Genomic DNA, 23081 nt, shown 5'->3' on the forward strand with positions numbered 1-23081 from the left:
ATGCACGAGAATCAATTACCAGAAACCGAGGCTTTTGAGCTGAGTGCGGCAGAGCGTGAAGCTATTGAGCACGAGATGCACCACTACGAAGATCCGCGTGCTGCGTCCATTGAAGCGCTGAAAATCGTTCAGAAACAGCGTGGTTGGGTGCCGGACGGCGCGATTTACGCCATCGCTGATGTGCTGGGTATCCCGGCGAGCGATGTTGAAGGGGTGGCGACATTCTATAGCCAGATCTTCCGCCAGCCGGTGGGCCGTCACGTTATCCGCTATTGCGACAGCGTGGTCTGCCATATCACCGGTTACCAGGGGATTCAGTCTGCGATTGAAAGCCACCTGAAGATCAAGCCGGGCCAGACCACCTTCGACGGCCGCTTTACGCTGCTGCCGACCTGCTGTCTGGGTAACTGCGATAAGGGGCCGAACATGATGATTGATGAGGATACTCATGCGCATCTGACCCCGGAAGGCATTCCCGAATTACTGGAGCGGTATAAATGAAAACCGTTAACCGTACTCCCGAAACGCATCCGCTGACCTGGCGTCTGCGTGATGACAAGCAGCCCGTGTGGCTGGATGAATATCAGAGCAAAAATGGCTATGCCGGTGCGCGTCGCGCGCTGACCGGTATGGCGCCGGATGAAATCGTCAATGCAGTCAAAGACTCAGGTCTGAAAGGCCGTGGCGGCGCTGGCTTCTCCACGGGTCTGAAGTGGAGCCTGATGCCGAAAGACGAATCCATGAACATCCGTTACCTGCTGTGTAACGCTGATGAAATGGAGCCGGGTACTTACAAAGACCGTTTACTGATGGAGCAACTGCCGCACCTTCTGGTGGAAGGTATGCTCATCTCCGCGTTTGCGCTGAAAGCGTACCGCGGCTACATCTTCCTGCGCGGCGAATACATTGAAGCAGCGGTGCATTTGCGCCGTGCGATTGCCGAAGCGACCGAAGCTGGTCTGCTGGGGAAAAACATCCTCGGTTCTGGTTTCGATTTCGAACTGTTCGTGCACACCGGTGCAGGGCGTTATATCTGTGGTGAAGAGACCGCGCTGATTAACTCCCTTGAAGGTCGTCGAGCCAACCCGCGTTCCAAACCGCCATTCCCGGCGAGCTCCGGCGTGTGGGGTAAACCGACCTGTGTAAACAACGTCGAAACCCTGTGTAACGTCCCGGCAATCCTCGCTAACGGCGTTGAGTGGTACCAGAACATTTCGAAGAGCAAAGACGCTGGCACCAAACTGATGGGCTTCTCAGGTCGCGTGAAGAATCCGGGACTGTGGGAACTGCCGTTTGGCACCACGGCTCGCGAAATCCTTGAGGATTACGCGGGCGGTATGCGTGATGGCCTGAAATTCAAAGCCTGGCAGCCGGGCGGGGCTGGGACTGACTTCCTGACCGAAGCACACCTCGATCTGCCGATGGAGTTCGAAAGCATCGGTAAAGCGGGCAGCCGTCTGGGTACGGCACTGGCCATGGCGGTAGACCACGAAATCGGCATGGTTTCGCTGGTACGTAATCTGGAAGAGTTTTTCGCCCGTGAATCCTGCGGCTGGTGTACGCCTTGTCGTGACGGTTTACCGTGGAGCGTGAAAATTCTGCGCGCGTTAGAGCGCGGCGAAGGCCAGCCTGGGGATATCGAGACACTTGAGCAACTGTGTCGTTTCCTTGGACCGGGCAAAACCTTCTGCGCGCATGCGCCAGGTGCGGTAGAGCCGCTGCAGAGCGCAATTAAATACTTCCGCGAAGAATTCGAGGCAGGCATTAAGCAACAGTTCAGCAATACCCAGGCTATTCATGGGATTCAGCCGAACCTGCTTAAAACGCGCTGGTGAGTTAATTTTCTAATTTGGAAGCACGCTAATGGCTACGATTCATGTAGACGGCAAAGAATACGAGGTTAACGGAGCGGACAACCTATTACAGGCATGTCTCTCTATGGGCCTTGATATTCCTTATTTTTGCTGGCATCCGGCGCTGGGAAGCGTGGGTGCGTGCCGCCAGTGTGCGGTGAAGCAATATCAAAACGCGGAAGACACGCGTGGTCGCCTGGTCATGTCCTGTATGACCCCGGCATCCGATGGCACCTTTATTTCTATCGACGATGAAGAAGCGAAGCAGTTCCGTGAAAGCGTTGTAGAGTGGCTGATGACCAACCACCCGCACGATTGTCCGGTCTGTGAAGAGGGCGGCAACTGCCACCTGCAGGATATGACCGTGATGACGGGTCATAGCTTCCGTCGCTACCGTTTCACCAAACGTACTCACCGCAACCAGGACCTGGGGCCGTTCATCTCTCACGAAATGAACCGCTGCATCGCCTGCTATCGCTGCGTGCGTTACTACAAAGACTACGCAGACGGCGCGGATCTTGGCGTTTATGGCGCACACGACAACGTCTACTTTGGTCGCCCGGAAGACGGTACGCTTGAAAGCGAATTCTCCGGTAACCTGGTAGAAATCTGCCCGACCGGCGTCTTCACCGATAAAACCCACTCCGAGCGTTACAACCGTAAGTGGGACATGCAGTTTGCACCGAGCATCTGCCAGCAGTGCTCACTGGGCTGTAACACCAGCCCAGGTGAACGTTACGGTGAACTGCGTCGTATCGAAAACCGCTACAACGGTACTGTTAACCACTACTTCCTCTGCGACCGTGGTCGTTTTGGCTATGGCTATGTCAACCTGAAAGACCGTCCGCGTCAGCCGGTTCAGCGCCGTGGCAATGACCTGATCACCCTTAACGCCGAGCAGGCGATGCAGGGCGCGGCAGATATTCTGCGTCAGTCGAAGAAAGTGATCGGGATCGGCTCCCCGCGCGCCAGTGTCGAAAGCAACTTCGCGCTGCGTGAACTGGTTGGAGCAGAAAACTTCTATACCGGCATCGCCAGCGGCGAGCAGGAACGTCTGCAATTAATGCTAAAAGTGTTGCGTGAGGGCGGTATTCGTACCCCAGCGCTGCGCGAAATTGAATCTTACGATGCGGTTCTGGTTCTGGGCGAAGACATTACCCAGACGGGCGCACGTGTCGCACTGGCGGTTCGTCAGGCCGTGAAAGGGAAAGCACGTGAGATGGCAGCGGCGCAGAAAGTGGCTGACTGGCAGATTGCGGCGATCCTCAATATTGGCCAGCGTGCCAAACACCCGTTGTTTGTCACCAACGTGGACGATACCCGTCTGGACGATATCGCCGCGTGGACCTACCGCGCACCGGTAGAAGATCAGGCCCGTTTAGGCTTCGCCATCGCTCATGCGCTGGATGACGCTTCTCCGGCGGTCGAAGGTTTAAGCAGCGACCTGCGTGGCAAGGTTGATGTTATCGTTCAGGCGCTGGCAGGCGCGAAAAAGCCGCTGATCATTTCCGGTACCAACACGGGTAGCACGGCTGTAATTCAGGCCGCCGCAAACGTCGCTAAAGCGCTGAAAGGCCGTGGTGCCGATGTCGGTATCACCATGATTGCCCGTTCGACCAACAGCGTCGGCCTGGGGCTGATGGGCGGTGGTTCGCTGGATGACGCGTTAACCGAACTGGAAACCGGTGCCGCTGATGCGGTTATCGTGCTGGAAAACGATCTGCACCGTCACGCTGCGGCCAGTCGCGTAAATGCCGCGCTGGATAAAGCGCCGCTGGTGTTGGTTATTGACCATCAGCGCACGGCGATTATGGACCATGCGCATCTGGTGCTGTCTGCGGCGAGCTTCGCGGAAAGCGATGGTACGGTTATCAACAATGAAGGACGCGCGCAGCGCTTCTTCCAGGTGTATGACCCGGCCTACTACGACAGCAAAACGATTATGCTGGAAAGCTGGCGTTGGCTGCACTCCCTGCACAGCACCGTACAGAGCCGTGAAGTGGACTGGACGCAGCTTGACCATGTTATCGACGCTGTGGTTGAAAAAATGCCGCAGTTCGCCGGTATCAAAAACGCTGCACCGGATGCCAGCTTCCGTATCCGTGGCCAGAAACTGGCACGTGAACCGCACCGCTACAGTGGTCGTACGGCCATGCGCGCCAATATCAGCGTTCACGAACCGCGTCAGCCGCAGGATAAAGACACCATGTTCGCTTTCTCAATGGAAGGGAACAACCAGCCGTCCGCACCGCGTTCACAAATTCCGTTCGCATGGGCTCCGGGCTGGAACTCCCCGCAAGCATGGAACAAATTCCAGGCTGAGGTGGGCGGTTCACTGCGCCACGGCGATCCGGGCGTGCGTCTGATCGAAGCCTCGGCGACCGGTCTGGATTACTTCACTTCTGTTCCGGCAGGCTTTGAACCGCAGGACGGTCAGTGGCGTATTGCGCCTTACTACCATCTGTTCGGCAGTGATGAACTGTCTCAGCGTTCTCCAGTCTTCCAGAGCCGTATGCCAGAGCCGTATATCAAACTCAACCCGGCTGACGCCGCGAAGTTGGGTGTGAATGCGGGCGCGCATATTTCGTTCAGCTACGACGGTCAGACGTTAAGCCTGCCGCTGCAGCTTTCCGAAGGGCTGACGGCAGGGCAGGTTGGTTTGCCGATGGGCATGCCGGGCATTGCCCCGGTACTGGCCGGCGCACGTCTTGAAAATCTGCAGGAGGCGCAAGCATGAGTTGGTTAACACCGGATGTTATCGACATTCTGTTAGGTATCATCAAGGCTGTCGTGATCCTGCTGGTGGTTGTCACCTGCGGCGCGCTCATGAGTTTCGGCGAACGTCGTCTGCTGGGGCTGTTCCAGAACCGCTACGGACCGAACCGCGTAGGCTGGGGGGGGTCACTCCAGATCGTCGCGGACATGATCAAGATGTTCTTTAAAGAGGACTGGATCCCGAAATTCACTGACCGGGTTATCTTCACCCTCGCGCCGATGATCGCTTTTACCTCGCTGCTGCTGGCCTTCGCCATTGTCCCGGTGAGCCCGGGCTGGGTGGTAGCGGACTTGAACATCGGGATTTTGTTCTTCCTGATGATGGCAGGTCTTGCGGTCTACGCGGTGCTCTTCGCTGGCTGGTCGAGTAACAACAAATACTCCCTGCTCGGTGCGATGCGTGCTTCTGCGCAGACGCTGAGCTACGAAGTCTTTCTTGGGCTTTCGCTGATGGGCGTGGTGGCACAGGCCGGTTCATTCAACATGACCGACATCGTCAACAACCAGGCTGATATCTGGAACGTTATCCCGCAGTTCTTCGGTTTTATTACCTTTGCTATCGCGGGCGTGGCGGTGTGTCACCGTCACCCGTTTGACCAGCCGGAAGCCGAGCAGGAACTGGCCGATGGTTACCACATTGAATATTCCGGTATGAAATTCGGTCTGTTCTTTGTGGGGGAATACATCGGTATCGTGACCATCTCTGCATTGATGGTGACGTTGTTCTTCGGTGGCTGGCATGGCCCGTTCTTACCGCCATTCATCTGGTTCGCGATTAAGACCGCGTTCTTTATGATGATGTTCATTTTGATTCGCGCAGCGTTACCCCGTCCGCGTTATGACCAGGTAATGTCCTTCGGCTGGAAAGTATGTCTGCCGCTGACGCTTCTCAATCTGTTGGGTACGGCGGCTGTCATTCTCTGGCAAGCGCAATAAGGGGTGAAAAGACCATGACTTTAAAAGAATTACTCGTGGGCTTCGGCACCCAGGTGCGCAGTATCTGGATGATCGGCCTGCACGCGTTTGCAAAACGCGAAACCCGAATGTATCCGGAAGAGCCGGTATATCTGCCGCCGCGCTACCGTGGCCGTATCGTGCTAACGCGCGATCCGGACGGTTCTGAGCGCTGCGTGGCCTGTAACCTGTGTGCGGTAGCGTGCCCGGTAGGCTGTATCTCTTTGCAAAAAGCAGAGACGGTAGATGGCCGTTGGTATCCGGAGTTCTTCCGCATTAACTTCTCGCGCTGCATTTTCTGCGGTCTGTGTGAAGAGGCGTGCCCAACGACTGCAATCCAGCTAACCCCGGACTTCGAACTGGGTGAGTACAAGCGCCAGGATCTGGTGTACGAAAAAGAGGATCTGCTGATCTCCGGTCCGGGTAAATATCCGGAATATAACTTCTACCGGATGGCAGGTATGGCAATCGACGGAAAAGATAAGGGCGAGGCGCAGAACGAAGCCAAACCTATCGACGTCAAGAGCCTGTTACCGTAAGGAGAGGGGCAATGGAGTTCGCTTTTTATATCTGTGGCCTGGTAGCCATCCTCGCGACACTACGGGTTATTACCCATACCAATCCGGTACATGCATTGCTGTACTTGATTGTGTCGCTGCTGGCGATTGCAGGTGTCTTCTTCTCGCTTGGCGCCTATTTTGCCGGTGCGCTGGAAATCATCGTTTACGCGGGCGCGATTATGGTGCTGTTCGTGTTTGTGGTGATGATGCTCAATCTGGGCGGCAGCGAAATCGAACAGGAGCGTCAGTGGCTGAGACCGCAAGTGTGGGTTGGCCCGGCACTGTTGTCTGCCGTGCTGCTGGGCGTGATGATTTACGCCATTTCCGGTCTTAACGATCAGGGTATTGAAGGCGCAGCCATTACCGCGAAAGCGGTGGGTATCACGCTGTTCGGCCCTTACGTTCTGGCGGTAGAACTGGCGTCAATGCTGCTGCTGGCGGGTCTGGTGGTCGCGTTCCATGTCGGTCGTGAAGACCGTATGGGCGAAGTGCTGAGCAATCGCACAGACGATCGCGCGAAAAGAAAAACGGAGGAGCATGCATGATCCCCTTAACACATGGACTGATCCTTGCCGCTGTGCTGTTTGTTCTCGGTCTTACTGGCCTGGTCATTCGCCGCAATCTGCTATTTATGCTGATTGGTCTGGAGATCATGATCAACGCTGCCGCGCTGGCGTTTGTCGTCGCGGGTAGCTACTGGGGCCAGACTGACGGTCAGGTGATGTACATCCTCGCCATTAGCCTCGCGGCTGCAGAAGCGAGTATTGGCCTGGCGTTGCTGCTGCAACTCCATCGTCGCCGTCAGAATCTGAATATCGATTCAGTAAGTGAGATGCGTGGATGAACATGCTCGCCTTAACCATTATTTTTCCTCTGATTGGCTTTTTGCTGCTCTCTTTTTCACGTGGGCGCTGGTCGGAAAATCTGTCTGCCACCGTGGGTATCGGCTCTATCGGTTTATCTGCACTGGTAACAGCGATTGTCGGGCTGGATTTCATCAATAACGGTCATCAGGGTTTTACCCAACCGCTTTGGACGTGGATGTCTGTTGGCAACTTCAACATCAGCTTTAGTCTGGTGCTGGATGGCCTGTCGCTGACCATGCTCTCTGTGGTGACTGGCGTTGGCTTTCTGATCCATATGTTCGCCTCCTGGTATATGCGCGGTGAAGAGGGTTACTCCCGCTTCTTCGCCTACACCAACCTGTTTATCGCCAGCATGGTGATTCTGGTACTGGCGGATAATCTGCTGTTGATGTACCTCGGCTGGGAAGGTGTGGGCCTCTGTTCTTATCTGCTGATCGGTTTCTACTACACCGATCCGAAGAATGGCGCAGCCGCAATGAAAGCGTTTGTCGTAACCCGTGTGGGTGACGTCTTCCTCGCCTTTGCGCTGTTCATTCTTTATAACGAACTGGGTACCCTGAACTTCCGCGAAATGGTTGAACTGGCACCGCAGCATTTCGCCAACGGCAGCACCATGCTGCAGTGGGCGACACTGATGCTGCTGGGTGGTGCGGTCGGTAAATCTGCACAGCTTCCGTTGCAAACGTGGCTGGCTGATGCGATGGCAGGCCCGACGCCTGTCTCCGCGCTGATCCACGCCGCAACGATGGTGACCGCGGGTGTCTACCTGATTGCGCGTACGCATGGCTTGTTCCTGTTAACGCCGGAGATTCTGCATCTGGTGGGGATTGTCGGGGCGGTAACCCTGTTGCTGGCGGGGTTTGCCGCGCTGGTACAGACCGACATCAAACGCGTTCTCGCCTACTCCACCATGAGCCAGATTGGCTATATGTTCCTGGCGCTGGGCGTGCAGGCGTGGGATGCGGCGATTTTCCATCTGATGACGCACGCGTTCTTTAAAGCGCTGCTGTTCCTCTCGTCCGGTTCGGTGATTCTGGCCTGCCATCACGAGCAGAACATTTTCAAAATGGGCGGTCTGCGTAAGTCTATTCCGCTGGTTTATGCCTGCTTCCTTGTGGGTGGTGCGGCGCTGTCAGCATTGCCGATAGTAACTGCAGGCTTCTTTAGTAAGGACGAAATTCTTGCGGGTGCCGTAGCTAACGGTCATATCAATCTGATGGTTGCGGGCCTGGTCGGCGCGTTTATGACCTCGTTGTATACGTTCCGTATGATTTTCATCGTCTTCCATGGCAAAGAACAAATTCATGCGCATGCAGGGAAGGGGATTACCCATCATCTGCCGCTGATTGTACTGCTGGTACTGTCCACGTTTGTCGGCGCGATGATTGTTCCGCCGCTGCATGGCGTACTGCCGGAAACCACAGAGCTTGAACACGGTAGCGTGGTCATGCTGGAAGTGGCTTCGGGCGCGGTTGCTATCGTCGGTATCCTGCTGGCCGCCTGGTTGTGGTTGGGCAAACGCAGTCTGGTGAACGCTGTTGCGAACAGTGCGGCGGGTCGTTTCTTCGGGACGTGGTGGTTTAACGCCTGGGGCTTCGACTGGTTATACGATCGTGTGTTCGTTAAACCGTTCCTCGGCGTGGCCTGGCTGCTTAAGAGCGATCCGCTCAATGCACTGATGAACATTCCGGCAATTCTTTCCCGCTTCGCTGGCCGCGGCCTGTTGTTCAGCGAGAATGGATACCTGCGCTGGTATGTGGCATCGATGAGCATTGGTGCAGTGGTGATTCTGGCGTTGCTGATGGTATTGCGTTGAGTTTGATTTGAGGTGCGGTTTTACCCGGTGACGCTGCGCTTACCGGGCCTACGAGACCGTAGGTCGGATAAGCGTTAGCGCCACCCGACACAAGAAACAGCACCCAATCGTGAATGTTGTCGAATTCGTTGAAAATCGGTCCCTTAGGGACTTTAACAAGGAATAAAAATCGCCATGTTATTACCCTGGCTAATATTAATTCCCTTCATCGGTGGCTTCCTGTGCTGGCAGACCGAACGCTTTGGCGTCCGTGTTCCGCGCTGGATCGCACTGGTCACCATGGGACTGACGCTGGCGCTTGGCCTGCAACTCTGGTTGCAGGGCGGCTATTCACTGACGCAATCCGCTGGCATTCCGCAGTGGCAATCGGAGTTCTTACTCCCGTGGATCCCGCGTTTTGGCATCAATATCCATTTAGCGCTGGACGGTTTGTCTCTGCTGATGGTGGTGCTGACCGGTTTCCTCGGCGTACTGGCGGTACTCTGCTCCTGGCGTGAAATCGAAAAATATCAGGGCTTTTTCCACCTGAACCTGATGTGGATCCTGGGCGGCGTTATCGGCGTGTTCCTGGCCATCGACATGTTCCTGTTCTTCTTCTTCTGGGAAATGATGCTGGTGCCGATGTACTTCCTGATCGCGCTCTGGGGCCACAAAGCCTCCGACGGGAAGACACGTATCACCGCTGCGACCAAATTCTTCATCTATACCCAGGCAAGTGGTCTGGTGATGTTGATTGCGATTCTGGCGCTGGTGCTGGTGCATCATAACGCGACGGGCGTCTGGACCTTCGATTATCAGGATCTCCTGAAAACCCCGATGTCGCACGGTGTTGAATACCTGCTGATGCTGGGCTTCTTTATCGCATTTGCGGTGAAAATGCCGGTGGTTCCGTTGCATGGCTGGCTGCCGGATGCGCACTCTCAGGCACCGACGGCGGGTTCCGTTGACCTGGCGGGCATCTTGCTGAAGACGGCGGCCTACGGTCTGCTGCGTTTCGCACTGCCGCTGTTCCCGAACGCCTCTGCTGAGTTTGCGCCGATTGCTATGTGGCTCGGTGTGATCGGTATCTTCTACGGTGCGTGGATGGCCTTCACGCAGTACGATATCAAGCGTCTGATCGCCTATACCTCCGTTTCTCACATGGGCTTCGTGCTGATTGCCATCTACACCGGTAGCCAACTGGCCTATCAGGGTGCGGTTATCCAAATGATTGCCCACGGCCTTTCCGCCGCCGGTCTTTTCATCCTCTGTGGTCAGTTGTACGAACGCCTGCATACCCGTGATATGCGCATGATGGGCGGTTTGTGGGGCAAAATTAAATGGCTGCCTGCGCTGTCGATGTTCTTTGCGGTTGCCACACTGGGTATGCCAGGCACCGGTAACTTCGTTGGCGAATTTATGATTTTGTTCGGCAGCTACCAGGTCGTTCCGGTAATTACCGTTATTTCGACCTTTGGCCTGGTGTTTGCGTCTGTTTATTCACTGGCGATGCTGCATCGCGCTTACTTCGGTAAAGCAAAAAGCGAGCTGGCCAGTAAAACGTTACCAGGGATGTCACTGCGCGAGCTGCTGATGATTCTGTCGCTGGTTGTACTTTTGGTACTGCTTGGCTTCTATCCGCAGCCGATTCTGGATACCTCGCATTCCGCGATGAGTAATATCCAGCAGTGGTTTGTTAATTCTGTTTCTACTACAAGGCCGTAAAGCGCTTATGACTTTAACCACACAACACCTGATTGCGCTGCTGCCGCTGCTGATCGTCGGCTTGACGGTGGTGGTTGTGATGCTCTCCATTGCGTGGCGACGCAACCATTTCTTCAATGCCACGCTATCGGTTATTGGTCTGAACGTCGCTCTGCTGTCGCTCTGGTTTGTTGGCCAGGTGGGCGCAATGGACGTGACACCATTGATGCGCGTAGACGGTTACGCCATGCTGTATACCGGCCTGGTGCTACTGGCGAGCCTCGCAACCTGTACGTTTGCCTATCCGTGGCTGGAAGGCTACAACGACAATAAAGAAGAGTTCTACCTGCTGGTGTTGATCGCCGCGATGGGCGGAATTCTGCTGGCGAACGCCAACCATATGGCGGCACTGTTCCTCGGTATCGAGCTTATCTCTTTACCGCTGTTCGGGCTGATTGGTTACGCTTTCCGTCAAAAACGTTCGCTGGAAGCCAGTATCAAGTACACCATTCTGTCTGCCGCAGCCTCTTCTTTCCTGTTGTTCGGTATGGCGCTGGTTTACGCACAGTCCGGCAATCTGTCGTTTGTTGCGCTGGGCAAGAGCATCGCCGGGGACGTACTGCATGAACCGCTGCTGTTGACCGGTCTGGGTCTGATGATTGTTGGCCTTGGCTTTAAACTCTCTCTGGTTCCGTTCCATCTGTGGACGCCGGACGTTTATCAGGGTGCGCCAGCGCCGGTTTCAACCTTCCTGGCAACGGCGAGCAAGATTGCTATCTTTGGCGTCGTGATGCGTCTGTTCCTGTACGCACCGGTAGGTCAAAGTGAAGCCATCCGCGTCGTACTGGGGATTATCGCCTTTGTCTCCATCATCTTCGGTAACCTGATGGCGCTGAGCCAGACCAACATTAAACGTCTGCTTGGTTACTCTTCCATTTCCCATCTGGGTTATCTGCTGGTAGCGCTCATTGCGCTGCAAAGCGGTGAAATGTCGATGGAAACGGTGGGTGTCTACCTGGCCGGTTATCTGTTCAGCAGCCTTGGTGCGTTCGGTGTGGTGAGTCTGATGTCAAGCCCGTATCGTGGCCCGGACGCGGAATCCCTGTTCTCTTATCGCGGCCTGTTCTGGCACCGTCCAATTCTGTCGGCGGTGATGACGGTGATGATGCTGTCGCTGGCGGGTATTCCAATGACGCTGGGCTTTATCGGTAAGTTCTACGTGCTGGCAGTGGGCGTTCAGGCACACCTGTGGTGGCTGACGGCGGCCGTGGTTCTGGGCTCTGCCATCGGTCTCTACTACTACCTGCGCGTCGCGGTAAGTCTCTATCTGAGTGCGCCGCAACAGCTTAACCGTGATGCACCGAGTAACTGGCAGTACAGTGCCGGTGGTGTTGTGGTACTGATCTCTGCACTGCTGGTGCTGCTGCTCGGTATCTATCCGCAGCCGCTGATTTCGCTGGTACAACTGGCGAAACCGCTGATGTAATGCCTCTCAGATAATAAAAAACCGCCGATATCGGCGGTTTTTTTATATCTGAAAAAACGTTGTGAACTTATTTTGCCAGCAGTGGCCTGGACATGATTTTTTGTTCACTGACCAGCGGCCCGGTGATATGGCTGGCTGAACGTTCGAGCACTTCCTGAATGACCGACGACAGCTCGTTAATTTCAAACTTCGCCACATAACCATCGGCCTGCACTTTGCGCACGTGGTCTTCGTTAGCGCTACCGGATAGTGAGGAGTGAATCACTACCGGAATGTGCTTAAGACGCGGGTCGCTCTTGATAAGACGGGTCAGGGTGAAACCGTCCATTTCTGGCATTTCCAGGTCCGTCAGAACCATTGAAATCTTATCGCTGATAGGGACGCCTTCGGCATCTGCCTGCTGGCTGAGCACCTGAATACGCTCCCAGGCATCTTTACCTGTAATGTGCATCGTGTTGGGGATCTGCATCGCCTGCAGACCTTTATCCAGCATTGCGCGCGCCACTTTAGAATCTTCTGCCACAATCGCGACGGCACCGGGTTTGATGTTGAATTTCTTATCCGGAAGATGGTTGCCGTGCAGGTCGTGATCTGCGGGCGAAATATCATAGAGAATCTGCTCAACATCCAGCACCATCGCCAGATTGTTACTGTCTTTGTCTTCGTCCAGGCAGGCAATACTGGTGATGTACTGGCCGTTGATGGCCTTCTCTGCCGTATGAACCTGTTTCCAGTCCAGACGAATAATGTTCTCTACCGACTCCACCGCAAACGCCTGTACGCTGCGGGCATATTCAGTAATTAACAAAATATTGAGGCCAGTCTCAGGCTTACAGCCTGCGACGGCGGAGAGATCAATCACCGGGATCACCTGATCGCGAATGTTCACCATCCCCATTAACGGCGGTTTCATCCCGGCAGGACGGGTAAACGTTGGCATCGGAACGATTTCGCGCAATTTAAAAACGTTAATGCCGAAAAGTTCTGATTTCTCGTTTTTCATCGAGGCACCAAGACGAAACAGCAACAGCTCAAAACGGTTAGACAGGGTGAGATTCGCCCTGTCATCAATATCTTTCTGGAAATTATCCATGGTGCCCTCAATGTGAAATACCTGCGGTAAGACTGTTATCGGCACATTGCGGAAAAAGTAGAGTGCGCAATATCACATCACAGCGCAATGGTATAAAAATCTTTTGCGAGGCTGGTTTGTGCAAATATTGTCCGGCATTCTTGAAGTAACAACTGGCTTCCCTCGGCGTCATAGCGGGAACTTAAGTGAGTAATAATGAGCCTGCCCACGCCTGCGTCCCGCGCCAGTTGCGCCGCCTGATGCGTTGAGCTGTGTCCACGGCTGTTCGCTTTTTCCTCCATGGCATGCTCCAGCGTGGCCTCATGTACCATCATGTCGACACCGCGAGCCAATTGCAGCGCGGCAGGGCACGGGGCGGTATCACCGAAAATGGCCAGTTTTTTCCCCGGTGTTGCCGGGGCGAGGAAATCCTCACCGCGAATAATGCGGCCATCTGCCAGCGTCACCGTTTCGCCGTTTTTGAGACGCTGGAAAAGCGGGCCGGGCGGTACGCCCTGTGCTATCAATGCCCGGGCATCCAGGGCGCCTGGTTTGTCATGCTCTTCAATACGATAGCCATAACACTCCACCGGATGGTTCAGCGCGAAAGCGGTGACACGGCGTAAACCATCATCCACAACCAGACCCTCGCTAACCTCTTCAATCGTCAGCGGATAGTCGGTCCACGACCCGCTCAGACGCAGGCTGGTCTCCACGAATTCGCGAATCCCTTTCGGTCCATAAATCGTCAGCGGCTGCGCATTGCCCGCCATTGAACGGCTGCAGAGCAGCCCTGGCAGGCCAAAAAGGTGGTCACCATGCAGGTGAGTGATAAAAATACGATCCAGCTTGCCGGGATTAAAGGATGTGCGCAGCAGTTGATGCTGTGTCCCTTCGCCGCAGTCAAATAACCACAGGCCAGCCTGCGTCGGGTGCTGCAAATTGAGCAATATCGCGGTCACATTACGCGAGCGGGTTGGCACGCCCGCAGAGGTGCCAAGAAAAATCAGTTCCACAATGCATTACGCCCTTTGCGTTAATGGCAAAGCATTTAGTATAACGAGGTCACACCAAATAAGGAGCACATCATGATTCGCTGGCAGGACCTCCACCACTCTGAATTGACCGTCGCTGATCTTTACGCCCTGCTTAAGCTGCGCTGTGAAGTCTTTATTGTTGAACAAACCTGCCCGTACCTTGATGTCGATGGTGATGACCTGGTTGGTCAAAACCGCCATCTGCTCGGCTGGAAAGAAAATCAGCTGGTGGCGTATGCGAGGATTCTGAAAAGTGAAGACGATCTGGACCCTGTAGTGATAGGTCGGGTGATTGTCAGTGAGCAGGTTCGCGGTGAAAAACTGGGTTACCAACTGATGGAACGTGCGATAGCTTCCTGCCTGCAACACTGGCCGCAGCACGCGCTGTATCTGGGCGCGCAGGCCCATCTGCAGCATTTTTATGCCCGCTTTGGTTTTGTACCGGTAACTGATGTTTATGACGAAGATGGCATTTTACACATCGGTATGGCGCGGGAAGCGCGCCAGGCGTAACCGTCTGTGATTGTCTATAGTTAGCGGACAGGTACATAACATGGAGAAAACCGATGTCTAATCAATTTTATGATTCACGTATCGATGATGACCTGGCCCTGCTGAGCGAGACGCTGGAAGAAGTGTTACGTTCCTCAGGCGACCCTGCTGACCAGAAGTATATTGAGCTTAAAGCACGCGCAGAACAGGCTCTGCATGATGTGAAAAACCGCGTCAGTAGCGCCTCTGATACCTATTACTATCGGGCGAAAAAAGCGGTTTACCGCGCGGATGATTATGTGCACGAAAACCCCTGGCATGGTATTGGCGTAGGTGCCTCTGTCGGTCTTGTCCTGGGCTTGCTGCTGGCCCGTCGTTAATAAAAATCCCCTCCCTCAACGGGGGTACTGCTAATTTTCGCAGCCACCCCGTATACTAAGCGTTTTTGAGCGGGAGGGGATTGCGTGCTTTCGATTTCAGTTGCGCTTGAGCAGTTACGCGAGAAGTTATCCGGCATTGACGCCGACTCACCTGGATTCTACGTTTTTGACGTTGCCTTTGCCCTCAATGACGCTTTTGACCCACTGACTTTTTTAGCCAGCCAGCCCTGTTTCCCCCAATTCTACTGGCAACAACGTAGCGGCGAAGATGAAGCCGCTGCGCTGGGCCAGGTGCTGCGTTTTCCCTCACTGGCAGAAGCCCGGCATTTCCTGAACGATAATCCCGAACATGACCTGCGTATCTGGGGGCTGAATGCTTTTGACCCTCAACAAGGAGAGCTGTTCCTACCGCGTCTCGAATGGCGTCGGGAAGGGGGGCGGGCATCCTTACGCCTTATTGTCTTAAATGGCAACGCGCAACAAAACGATGTCGCGCAGGCCCGGTCATTTATTGATGCCCTGGTACGGGCGAAATCGCTGCCAGATGTGCAGATGGAATTGGTCTCGCAGCATCACTTTCCGCAACAATCGGGCTGGGAAGCGCTGGTCACGCAGGCCACGCAGGCGATTACCCGCGGCGAGATGGATAAAGTCGTACTCGCGCGTGCCACGGATTACCATTTCTCCCAACCGGTTAATGCTGCTGCAGTTATGGCGGCGAGCCGTCGTCTTAACCACCATTGCTTTCATTTTTTTATCGCATTCGATCCCCACAATGCGTTTCTGGGGTCATCTCCCGAGCGCCTGTGGCGCAGAAGGGGAACCTCATTGCGTACCGAAGCGCTGGCCGGTACCGTCGCCAATGATACAGACGATACCCGGGCTACTGAGCTTGGCGACTGGTTAATGAATGACGATAAAAACCAGCGCGAGAATATGCTGGTCGTTGAAGATATTTGTCAGAGATTACGGCATGCAACCTCTACGCTGGATGTATTGCCACCGCAAATTGTTCGACTGCGTAAAGTGCAGCATTTGCGACGTTGTATCTGGACCGAGATGCATCATAACGATGATGCACAGTGCTTAACGCTGCTCCAGCCAACGGCGGCGGTGGCCGGGCTCCCCCGCCTGGCGGCGCGTGCGTTTATTACCCAGCATGAACCCTTTGAGCGTGAGTGGTATGCCGGTTCGGCAGGCTATTTGTCACTTAAACAAAGCGAGTTCTGCGTTGCATTACGTTGTGCAAAAATCAGTGGTACAACCATACGTTTATACGCGGGAGCCGGGATCGTGGCGGGTTCCGACCCGACAATGGAATGGCAGGAAATCGAAAATAAAGCAGCGGGATTGCGTTCGCTCTTGATAATGAAACACGTATAACCGACCCATATCAAAAATCTATTTTTTTCGATTCTTTATACTAAGCCACAATATTGATACTGGACAAACTTATGTCAGTGAGTGCTTTTAACCGACGCTGGGCGGCGGTGATCCTTGAAGCTTTAACGCGCCACGGCGTGCGACATATTTGTATCGCACCGGGGTCCCGTTCCACGCCGCTGACGCTGGCGGCGGCAGAAAATTCGTCCTTTATCCATCACACGCACTTTGATGAACGCGGTTTGGGGCATCTTGCGCTCGGTCTGGCAAAAGCAAGCGGCACTCCGGTCGCGGTGATTGTCACCTCCGGTACCGCTGTGGCGAATTTATACCCGGCGCTGATCGAAGCCAGCCTCACCGGGGAAAAATTGATTTTTCTGACCGCTGACAGGCCGCCTGAACTTATTGATTGCGGGGCCAACCAGGCAATACGCCAGCCGGGGATCTTTGCATCGCACCCGGCGCAATCACTGGCGCTGCCGCGTCCATCACAGGATATCCCCGCCCGCTGGTTGCTCTCTGCTATCGATCATCTAATGGCGTCCGCGCAGACGGGGGCAGTGCACATCAACTGCCCGTTTGCCGAACCGCTATACGGTGAAATGGATGATACGGGGCTTGCCTGGCAGCAGGCGCCCGGCGACTGGTGGCAGGACGACAAACCCTGGCTGCGTGAAGATTTGCATAGCGGCAGCGCGAAACAACGCGACTGGTTTTTCTGGCGGCAGAAACGCGGCGTGGTTGTGGCGGGGCGAATGAGCGCATCGGAAGGCAAGCTGGTTGCTGCATGGGCGAAAATGCTCGGTTGGCCGCTTATCGGCGATGTCCTTTCACAAACCGGGCAGCCACTGCCGTGCGCCGACCTGTGGCTGGGCAATGCTCGCGCGGTGAGTGAACTGCAAACGGCACAAATTGTTGTTCAACTGGGCAGCAGTCTGACCGGTAAGCGGTTGCTCCAGTGGCAGGCGACCTGCGAGCCGCAGGAGTACTGGCTGGTAGATTCCGTTACCGGGCGGCTTGATCCGGCACATCACCGTGGCCGCCGTCTGGTTTCCGGTGTTGCCGAGTGGCTGGAACTGCACCCGGCGGAATCACGCGCGCCCTGGTGTACTGACATTCCACAATTATCCGCTCAGGCGTGGCAGGCGGTTGCAAGCCAACGCGACACCTTTGGTGAAGCACAGTTAGCGCATCGGCTGGCGAAGTATCTGCCGGATCAGGGGCAACTGTTCCTCGGTAATAGCCTGGTGGTCCGCCTGGTGGATGCGCTGGGGCAATTACCGGCCGGTTACCCGGTTTACAGCAACCGTGGTGCGAGCGGTATCGATGGCCTGATTTCTACTGCCGCAGGTGTACAGCGCGGCACGGCGCGGCCTACGCTTGCAATCGTCGGTGACCTGTCTGCCTTGTACGATCTGAATGCGCTGGCATTACTGCGCCAGGCTTCTGCGCCGCTGGTGCTGATTGTGGTCAATAACAACGGCGGGCAGATCTTCTCGCTGTTGCCGACGCCGCAAAGCGAGCGCGAACAGTTTTATTTAATGCCGCAGCACGTCCATTTTGAGCATGCGGCGGCGATGTTTGGCCTGAAATACCATCATCCCCAAAACTGGGATGAGCTTGAACAAGCGCTGGCGGGGGCATGGAGTAAAGCGGGGGCAACGCTGATTGAGCTGGTGGTGAAAGATACTGACGGCGCGCATACGCTGCAACAGTTGCTCGCGCAGGTAAGTCAGTTGTGATCCTGAATGCGCGGGCTATGCCGGGAGAGTCGCAAAAGCCGTGGCTAATTTTTCTGCACGGTTTTTCGGGTGACAGCCGCGAATGGTTGCCCGTCGGCGAGCGCTTTACGGCCTGTTCACGCCTCTATATTGACCTGCCGGGCCACGGAGGTTCGGCGGATAGCATGGTTACATCCTTCGAACAGCTTAACGATGCGCTGTGCGACACGCTTTGTAGTTACAACATACTAAGTTACTGGCTGATAGGGTACTCGCTGGGCGGACGGGTGGCGATGCACTTTGCCTGCTCCCAGCCGAAGGGACTATTGGGTGTGATCGTTGAAGGTGGGCACCCTGGCCTGACGGATGCGACTGCACGGCAGGAGCGCCTGATATCAGATAGACAATGGGCGCAGCGATTTCGTGCGCAACCGCTTGTCGGCGTTTTTAACGACTGGTATCAACAGCAGGTGTTTGCGTCGTTGAGTGACGAGCAACGGCAACGTCTGGTGGCGTTACGCAGCCAGAACAACGGCCCGGCGCTGGCCGCTATGCTGGAGGCGACTTCGCTCGCTGTACAACCGGATTTACGCGCTGCGCTGCGTAACGCGCCTTTTCCATTTCATTATTTATGTGGTGAGTTTGACAGTAAATTTCGCACGCTGGCGGCTGATGTCAGCACGAACTGTCATGTCATTGTTGACGCCGGGCATAACGCGCATCGGGAACGCCCCGATAGTGTGGCGAACTGCCTGGCGCAAATCCTGCATCTCGATATAAAGGGCATATTATGATCTATCCCGATGAAACCATGCTGTACGCACCGATTGAATGGCAAGACTGCTCTGAAGGCTATACCGATATTCGGTATCACAAATCGGTGGATGGTATTGCCAAAATCACCATCAACCGCCCTCAGGTGCGCAACGCATTTCGTCCTTTGACCGTCAAAGAGATGATTCAGGCGCTGGCTGATGCGCGCTATGACGACAACATCGGCGTGATCATTCTGACCGGTGAAGGCGAAAAGGCGTTCTGTTCGGGTGGCGATCAAAAAGTCCGTGGCGATTACGGTGGATACCAGGATGACTCCGGCGTGCACCATCTGAACGTACTGGACTTCCAGCGCCAGATCCGTACCTGCCCGAAACCGGTGGTTGCGGCCGTTGCGGGTTACTCCATTGGCGGCGGTCACGTGCTGCACATGATGTGCGATCTCACGATCGCGGCAGAAAACGCTATCTTTGGCCAGACCGGCCCGAAAGTGGGCTCCTTTGATGGCGGCTGGGGTGCATCCTATATGGCGCGTATCGTTGGTCAGAAAAAAGCGCGCGAAATCTGGTTCCTGTGCCGTCAGTACAATGCAAAAGAAGCGCTGGATATGGGGCTGGTAAACACGGTGGTGCCAGTTGCTGAGCTTGAGAGAGAGACCATACGCTGGTGCCGTGAAATGTTGCAGAACAGCCCGATGGCGCTGCGTTGCCTGAAAGCGGCACTCAACGCCGACTGTGATGGTCAGGCAGGTCTGCAGGAGCTGGCGGGTAACGCCACAATGCTGTTCTACATGACCGAAGAGGGTCAAGAAGGTCGCAACGCGTTTAACGAAAAACGCCAGCCGGACTTCAGCAAATTTAAACGGAATCCGTAATGCGCAGCGCGCAGGTTTACCGCTGGCAGATACCGATGAATGCGGGCGTCGTGCTGCGTGATCGGCGGCTGAAAACCCGTGACGGGCTGTTTATTCATCTGCGGGATGACGCGCAGGAAGGCTGGGGCGAGATTTCGCCTTTGCCGGGATTTAGCGTGGAGTCTCTTGAGGAAGCGACAGCCGCCGTCTGTGTCTGGGCGCAAGGGTGGCGAGCGGGAGATTGCGGTGTGTTGCCGGGGTTGCCGTCGGTTGACTTTGGTATCAGCTGTGCGCTGGCGGAACTGCGCGGCACGTTGCCAGCGGCGGCGGACTACCGTGCCGCAACGCTGTGCACAGGTGACCCGGATGAACTGTTTGCCGCACTGGCTGCCATGCCGGGCGAAAAAGTGGCGAAAATGAAAGTGGGCCTGTATGAAGCGGTGCGCGATGGCATGGTGGCTAACTTGCTGCTGGAGGCGATGCCTGACTTGTGCCTGCGTCTGGACGCTAACCGCGCCTGGACGCCGCTCAAAGCGCAGCAATTCGCAAAATATGTGAATCCGCACTACCGCGATCGCATTGCTTTTCTGGAAGAGCCCTGTAAAACCCGTGATGATTCGCGCGCCTTTGCCCGTGAAACGGGCATAGCGATAGCCTGGGATGAAAGTTTGCGCGATGCCGATTTTACCTTTGAGCGTGAAGAGGGCGTGCGTGCGGTAGTGATTAAGCCCACCTTAACCGGAAGCCTTGAGAAGGTTCAGGGGCATGTGAAAGCAGCCACACAACTGGGTATGACAGCGGTTATCAGTTCGTCAATCGAGTCCAGCCTTGGTCTGACCCAACTGGCGCGTATTGCCGCATGGCTCACCCCTGACACCATCCCGGGTCTCGATACGTTAAACCTGATGCAGGCTCAGCTTGTGCGCCGCTGGCCGGATAGCCCATTACCCTGCCATAACGTTGAGATGCTGGAACCGCTGCTATGACGTTCAATACCTGGCCCTGGCATCACTGGCGAGAAGCGCGTGGCGATGAACCCGCCATTCGCTTACAGGATGAGACTTTAAGCTGGCGTGACCTGTGCGCACGCGTTGATGCGCTGGCCACCGGTTTTGCCCGCCAGGGGGTGAGCGAGGGCGATGGTGTGATGCTACGTGGGCGAAACCAGCCTCAGGTATTGTTAGCGTGGCTGGCGTTACTCCAATGTGGTGCGCGCGTATTGCCGATCAATCCTCAATTACCCGCGCTGTTGCTGGAGGCATTGCTGCCAAATCTGACGCTGCGTTTCGCCGTTAATCTGGCTGATAGCAATACCTTTGTCGGTCTGACGCCTCTTGAACTGCGACCCGTTGCCCAATCTTATGCCATTGACTGGCAGCTTCAACGGCTGGCGTCGATGACCCTGACTTCTGGTTCGACAGGTTTACCTAAGGCGGCGGTCCACACCTGCGCGGCACACCTTGCCAGCGCACAAGGGGTTCTGGCGATGATTCCTTTCGCACCAGAAGATGACTGGCTGTTGTCACTGCCGCACTATCATGTCTCAGGGCAGGGAATTCTGTGGCGCTGGTTACTGGCAGGCGCGCGCTTAACCGTCTCGGAGAACGGTCTGGCAGAGGCTTTGCAGGGATGTAGCCATGCGTCGCTGGTGCCAACGCAACTGTGGCGCTTGCTGAATGATGCGGTGGAGATCTCTCTCAAAGCCGTTTTGCTGGGCGGCGCGGCGATCCCTGTCGATCTGACTGAACATGCGCGTGAGCGCGGGATTCGTACCTGGTGTGGCTATGGCCTGACGGAGTTCGCTTCAACGGTATGCGGGAAAGAGGCTGATGGGCAGTCTGATGTCGGTTGCCTACTGCCGGGAAGAGCGTTGCGTATCGTTGACGATGAAGTGTGGCTGCGGGCGGAAAGTCTGGCCTCAGGTTACTGGCGCGACGGGGAACTATTGCCGTTGCTCAATGATGAGGGCTGGTTTCCCACCCGTGATAAAGGCGTTCTGCACGATGGCCGTCTGACGATTCTGGGACGACTGGATAATCTGTTTTTCAGCGGCGGCGAGGGTATCCAGCCGGAGGAGGTAGAGCGTGTTATCGTGGCACATCCTCAGGTTCAACAGGTTTTTATTGTTCCCCGCGAAGACCGCGAATTTGGCCACCGACCTGTGGCGGTGGTGGAGTGTGATGACGCCGTTGAGCTCTCGCAGCTCACCACCTGGGTACAGGACAAGCTTGCGCGCTTCCAGCAGCCCGTTGCGTGGTTGCGCTTGCCGGCGCATCTTTCGTCCGGCGGCATTAAAATATCACGCCGTGCGCTACAGTCATGGGTCGCCGAACGGTAGATTTTTTGCGTAGCGTTTTCCAGTTTGCAAGCCGGAAATGCCCACCGGCGGTGGGAGGATGTTAGTGTCCTGACATCTTTACTCAGGCAAGGAATGCCATGAAGAACACCGCTGCACCTACCGCGCATGATGCGCTTTTCAAACAGTTTCTTACCCATAAAGAGACGGCGCGCGATTTTCTGACCCTCCATTTGCCCGCGTCGCTACGCCAGCTTTGCGATCTCGCGACGCTGAAACTGGAGTCCGGCAGCTTTGTTGACGAGGCACTGCGCGCAACCCATTCCGATGTGCTCTACTCGGTCAAAACCCGGCAGGGTGAGGGCTATATTTATGTACTCATTGAGCACCAAAGTTCACCCGACAGGTTTATGGCTTTTCGCTTGATGCGTTATGCCTTAGCGGCAATGCAGCGGCATCTCGATGCGGGAAACACGGTCTTGCCCCTGGTGATTCCAATGCTTTTTTATCATGGGCGCGTTAGCCCTTATCCCTTTTCGTTATGCTGGCTGGATATGTTCAGCCAGCCGCAATATGCCCATGAACTGTACACAACGCCATTTCCGTTGGTGGATATTACCGTTGTGCCTGATGAGCAGATCATGACGCACCGACGTGTTGCCTTACTCGAATTATTACAAAAGCACATTCGTCTGCGGGACATGACCCTCTTGCTGGACAAACTGGTCACGACTTTGTCGCTGGGATACACTACCCGACAGCAGTTGCGCGCTGCAATGCACTATCTACTGAGCAGAGGCAACACGCCAGCGCCAGGCGCTTTTCTTCGCCGACTGGCGCACCGTTCGCCACAACATAAGGAGACGTTGATGACTATTGCTGAACAACTGGAAGAACTCGGCAGGCGTAAGGGCTTTCGTCAGGGGCGCCATGAAGGACGTCACGAAGGACAAAAAGCCGAGGCGCTTCGCATCGCCTGTGAAATGTTACGCAGTGGGATGGACAAAGCTGTCGTGCAACGTTTCACTGGTCTGAGTGAAGCTGAACTGGCGCAGCTCAAACATTAAGACTGCGCCGCTC

21 protein-coding genes are annotated in these 23081 nt (G+C 55.5%); 19 read left to right on the plus strand and 2 right to left on the minus strand.

Going from position 1 to position 23081, the window contains the following annotated elements; translation table 11 throughout:
- The 10 genes from nuoE to nuoN all read left to right on the plus strand — a co-directional run bounded on the left by nuoE (position 1) and on the right by nuoN (position 11993).
- Positions 1–501, plus strand: a complete 501-nt coding sequence (gene nuoE / locus ACS0RQ_RS08105) for an NADH-quinone oxidoreductase subunit NuoE (protein WP_039079881.1) — start codon at positions 1–3, stop codon at positions 499–501.
- The gene (gene nuoF / locus ACS0RQ_RS08110; protein ID WP_271850117.1) at positions 498–1835 is read left to right on the plus strand and encodes an NADH-quinone oxidoreductase subunit NuoF; all 1338 of its coding nucleotides are present in this window, start codon (positions 498–500) and stop codon (positions 1833–1835) included. The genes nuoE and nuoF overlap by 4 nt, the downstream gene beginning before the upstream one ends.
- 28 nt (positions 1836–1863) lie before the next feature.
- Positions 1864–4590: an NADH-quinone oxidoreductase subunit NuoG gene (gene nuoG / locus ACS0RQ_RS08115; RefSeq protein WP_271850118.1), complete on the plus strand. Its 2727-nt coding sequence runs from the start codon at positions 1864–1866 to the stop codon at positions 4588–4590.
- Entirely contained in the window at positions 4587–5564 is a 978-nt protein-coding gene (nuoH, locus tag ACS0RQ_RS08120; protein ID WP_039079884.1) for an NADH-quinone oxidoreductase subunit NuoH, read from the plus strand. Before nuoG ends, nuoH begins: the two co-directional genes overlap by 4 nt.
- A gap of 14 nt (positions 5565–5578) precedes the next feature.
- On the plus strand, positions 5579–6121 hold the full coding sequence (gene nuoI, locus ACS0RQ_RS08125) for an NADH-quinone oxidoreductase subunit NuoI (protein WP_047369456.1): 543 nt from the start codon (positions 5579–5581) through the stop codon (positions 6119–6121).
- A gap of 11 nt (positions 6122–6132) precedes the next feature.
- Positions 6133–6687, plus strand: a complete 555-nt coding sequence (gene nuoJ / locus ACS0RQ_RS08130) for an NADH-quinone oxidoreductase subunit J (protein ID WP_271850119.1) — start codon at positions 6133–6135, stop codon at positions 6685–6687.
- Positions 6684–6986: an NADH-quinone oxidoreductase subunit NuoK gene (nuoK, locus tag ACS0RQ_RS08135; protein WP_047369458.1), complete on the plus strand. Its 303-nt coding sequence runs from the start codon at positions 6684–6686 to the stop codon at positions 6984–6986. The genes nuoJ and nuoK overlap by 4 nt, the downstream gene beginning before the upstream one ends.
- Positions 6983–8824 carry an NADH-quinone oxidoreductase subunit L gene (gene nuoL, locus ACS0RQ_RS08140; RefSeq protein ID WP_090085262.1) on the plus strand — a complete coding sequence of 614 codons (1842 nt, stop codon included), beginning with the start codon at positions 6983–6985 and terminating at the stop codon, positions 8822–8824. The genes nuoK and nuoL overlap by 4 nt, the downstream gene beginning before the upstream one ends.
- A 174-nt stretch (positions 8825–8998) precedes the next feature.
- Positions 8999–10528, plus strand: coding sequence for an NADH-quinone oxidoreductase subunit M (gene nuoM, locus ACS0RQ_RS08145; RefSeq protein ID WP_271850120.1), 1530 nt, complete (start codon positions 8999–9001; stop codon positions 10526–10528).
- A gap of 7 nt (positions 10529–10535) precedes the next feature.
- Positions 10536–11993 carry an NADH-quinone oxidoreductase subunit NuoN gene (gene nuoN, locus ACS0RQ_RS08150; RefSeq protein WP_271850121.1) on the plus strand — a complete coding sequence of 486 codons (1458 nt, stop codon included), beginning with the start codon at positions 10536–10538 and terminating at the stop codon, positions 11991–11993.
- Between the two features lie 67 nt (positions 11994–12060).
- Here the strand turns inward: nuoN and ACS0RQ_RS08155 are convergent, their stop codons facing one another.
- A complete protein-coding gene (locus ACS0RQ_RS08155) occupies positions 12061–13086 on the minus strand; it encodes a chemotaxis protein (RefSeq protein ID WP_334632440.1) in 1026 nt (341 codons plus the stop codon).
- A gap of 77 nt (positions 13087–13163) precedes the next feature.
- Entirely contained in the window at positions 13164–14081 is a 918-nt protein-coding gene (gene rbn, locus ACS0RQ_RS08160; protein WP_271850122.1) for a ribonuclease BN, read from the minus strand.
- A 72-nt stretch (positions 14082–14153) separates the two neighbouring features.
- Here rbn and ACS0RQ_RS08165 point away from each other — a divergent pair, with 72 nt between their 5' ends.
- From ACS0RQ_RS08165 to ACS0RQ_RS08205, 9 genes are all read left to right on the plus strand, one after another.
- A complete protein-coding gene (locus tag ACS0RQ_RS08165) occupies positions 14154–14615 on the plus strand; it encodes a GNAT family N-acetyltransferase (protein ID WP_271850123.1) in 462 nt (153 codons plus the stop codon).
- A 53-nt stretch (positions 14616–14668) separates the two neighbouring features.
- Entirely contained in the window at positions 14669–14974 is a 306-nt protein-coding gene (elaB, locus tag ACS0RQ_RS08170; RefSeq protein WP_079496251.1) for a stress response protein ElaB, read from the plus strand.
- 84 nt (positions 14975–15058) lie between these two features.
- Positions 15059–16357 carry an isochorismate synthase MenF gene (gene menF / locus ACS0RQ_RS08175; RefSeq protein WP_420372484.1) on the plus strand — a complete coding sequence of 433 codons (1299 nt, stop codon included), beginning with the start codon at positions 15059–15061 and terminating at the stop codon, positions 16355–16357.
- A gap of 71 nt (positions 16358–16428) precedes the next feature.
- Entirely contained in the window at positions 16429–18099 is a 1671-nt protein-coding gene (gene menD, locus ACS0RQ_RS08180) for a 2-succinyl-5-enolpyruvyl-6-hydroxy-3-cyclohexene-1-carboxylic-acid synthase (RefSeq protein ID WP_271850124.1), read from the plus strand.
- The gene (gene menH / locus ACS0RQ_RS08185) at positions 18096–18872 is read left to right on the plus strand and encodes a 2-succinyl-6-hydroxy-2,4-cyclohexadiene-1-carboxylate synthase (RefSeq protein WP_271850125.1); all 777 of its coding nucleotides are present in this window, start codon (positions 18096–18098) and stop codon (positions 18870–18872) included. Before menD ends, menH begins: the two co-directional genes overlap by 4 nt.
- A complete protein-coding gene (gene menB, locus ACS0RQ_RS08190) occupies positions 18869–19726 on the plus strand; it encodes a 1,4-dihydroxy-2-naphthoyl-CoA synthase (RefSeq protein ID WP_271850126.1) in 858 nt (285 codons plus the stop codon). The genes menH and menB overlap by 4 nt, the downstream gene beginning before the upstream one ends.
- On the plus strand, positions 19726–20691 hold the full coding sequence (gene menC, locus ACS0RQ_RS08195) for an o-succinylbenzoate synthase (RefSeq protein ID WP_271850127.1): 966 nt from the start codon (positions 19726–19728) through the stop codon (positions 20689–20691). The genes menB and menC overlap by 1 nt, the downstream gene beginning before the upstream one ends.
- Positions 20688–22043: an o-succinylbenzoate--CoA ligase gene (menE, locus tag ACS0RQ_RS08200; protein WP_271850128.1), complete on the plus strand. Its 1356-nt coding sequence runs from the start codon at positions 20688–20690 to the stop codon at positions 22041–22043. The genes menC and menE overlap by 4 nt, the downstream gene beginning before the upstream one ends.
- Positions 22044–22141: 98 nt before the next feature.
- Entirely contained in the window at positions 22142–23068 is a 927-nt protein-coding gene (locus ACS0RQ_RS08205) for an Rpn family recombination-promoting nuclease/putative transposase (protein WP_132439009.1), read from the plus strand.
- Positions 23069–23081: the final 13 nt, after the last annotated feature.

Origin of the sequence: Phytobacter diazotrophicus, from assembly GCF_052061655.1 — a bacterium.
GTDB lineage: Bacteria > Pseudomonadota > Gammaproteobacteria > Enterobacterales > Enterobacteriaceae > Phytobacter > Phytobacter diazotrophicus.

Excerpts from the sequence above, each read along its gene's own strand:
- nuoE (WP_039079881.1), top strand. The coding sequence starts at position 1 with ATGCACGAGAATCAATTACCAGAAACCGAGGCTTTTGAGCTGAGTGCG.
- nuoF (WP_271850117.1), top strand. The coding sequence starts at position 498 with ATGAAAACCGTTAACCGTACTCCCGAAACGCATCCGCTGACCTGGCGT.
- nuoG (WP_271850118.1), top strand. The coding sequence starts at position 1,864 with ATGGCTACGATTCATGTAGACGGCAAAGAATACGAGGTTAACGGAGCG.
- nuoH (WP_039079884.1), top strand. The coding sequence starts at position 4,587 with ATGAGTTGGTTAACACCGGATGTTATCGACATTCTGTTAGGTATCATC.
- nuoI (WP_047369456.1), top strand. The coding sequence starts at position 5,579 with ATGACTTTAAAAGAATTACTCGTGGGCTTCGGCACCCAGGTGCGCAGT.
- nuoJ (WP_271850119.1), top strand. The coding sequence starts at position 6,133 with ATGGAGTTCGCTTTTTATATCTGTGGCCTGGTAGCCATCCTCGCGACA.
- nuoK (WP_047369458.1), top strand. The coding sequence starts at position 6,684 with ATGATCCCCTTAACACATGGACTGATCCTTGCCGCTGTGCTGTTTGTT.
- nuoL (WP_090085262.1), top strand. The coding sequence starts at position 6,983 with ATGAACATGCTCGCCTTAACCATTATTTTTCCTCTGATTGGCTTTTTG.
- nuoM (WP_271850120.1), top strand. The coding sequence starts at position 8,999 with ATGTTATTACCCTGGCTAATATTAATTCCCTTCATCGGTGGCTTCCTG.
- nuoN (WP_271850121.1), top strand. The coding sequence starts at position 10,536 with ATGACTTTAACCACACAACACCTGATTGCGCTGCTGCCGCTGCTGATC.
- ACS0RQ_RS08155 (WP_334632440.1), bottom strand. The coding sequence starts at position 13,086 with ATGGATAATTTCCAGAAAGATATTGATGACAGGGCGAATCTCACCCTG.
- ACS0RQ_RS08165 (WP_271850123.1), top strand. The coding sequence starts at position 14,154 with ATGATTCGCTGGCAGGACCTCCACCACTCTGAATTGACCGTCGCTGAT.
- elaB (WP_079496251.1), top strand. The coding sequence starts at position 14,669 with ATGTCTAATCAATTTTATGATTCACGTATCGATGATGACCTGGCCCTG.
- menD (WP_271850124.1), top strand. The coding sequence starts at position 16,429 with ATGTCAGTGAGTGCTTTTAACCGACGCTGGGCGGCGGTGATCCTTGAA.
- menB (WP_271850126.1), top strand. The coding sequence starts at position 18,869 with ATGATCTATCCCGATGAAACCATGCTGTACGCACCGATTGAATGGCAA.
- menC (WP_271850127.1), top strand. The coding sequence starts at position 19,726 with ATGCGCAGCGCGCAGGTTTACCGCTGGCAGATACCGATGAATGCGGGC.
- menE (WP_271850128.1), top strand. The coding sequence starts at position 20,688 with ATGACGTTCAATACCTGGCCCTGGCATCACTGGCGAGAAGCGCGTGGC.
- ACS0RQ_RS08205 (WP_132439009.1), top strand. The coding sequence starts at position 22,142 with ATGAAGAACACCGCTGCACCTACCGCGCATGATGCGCTTTTCAAACAG.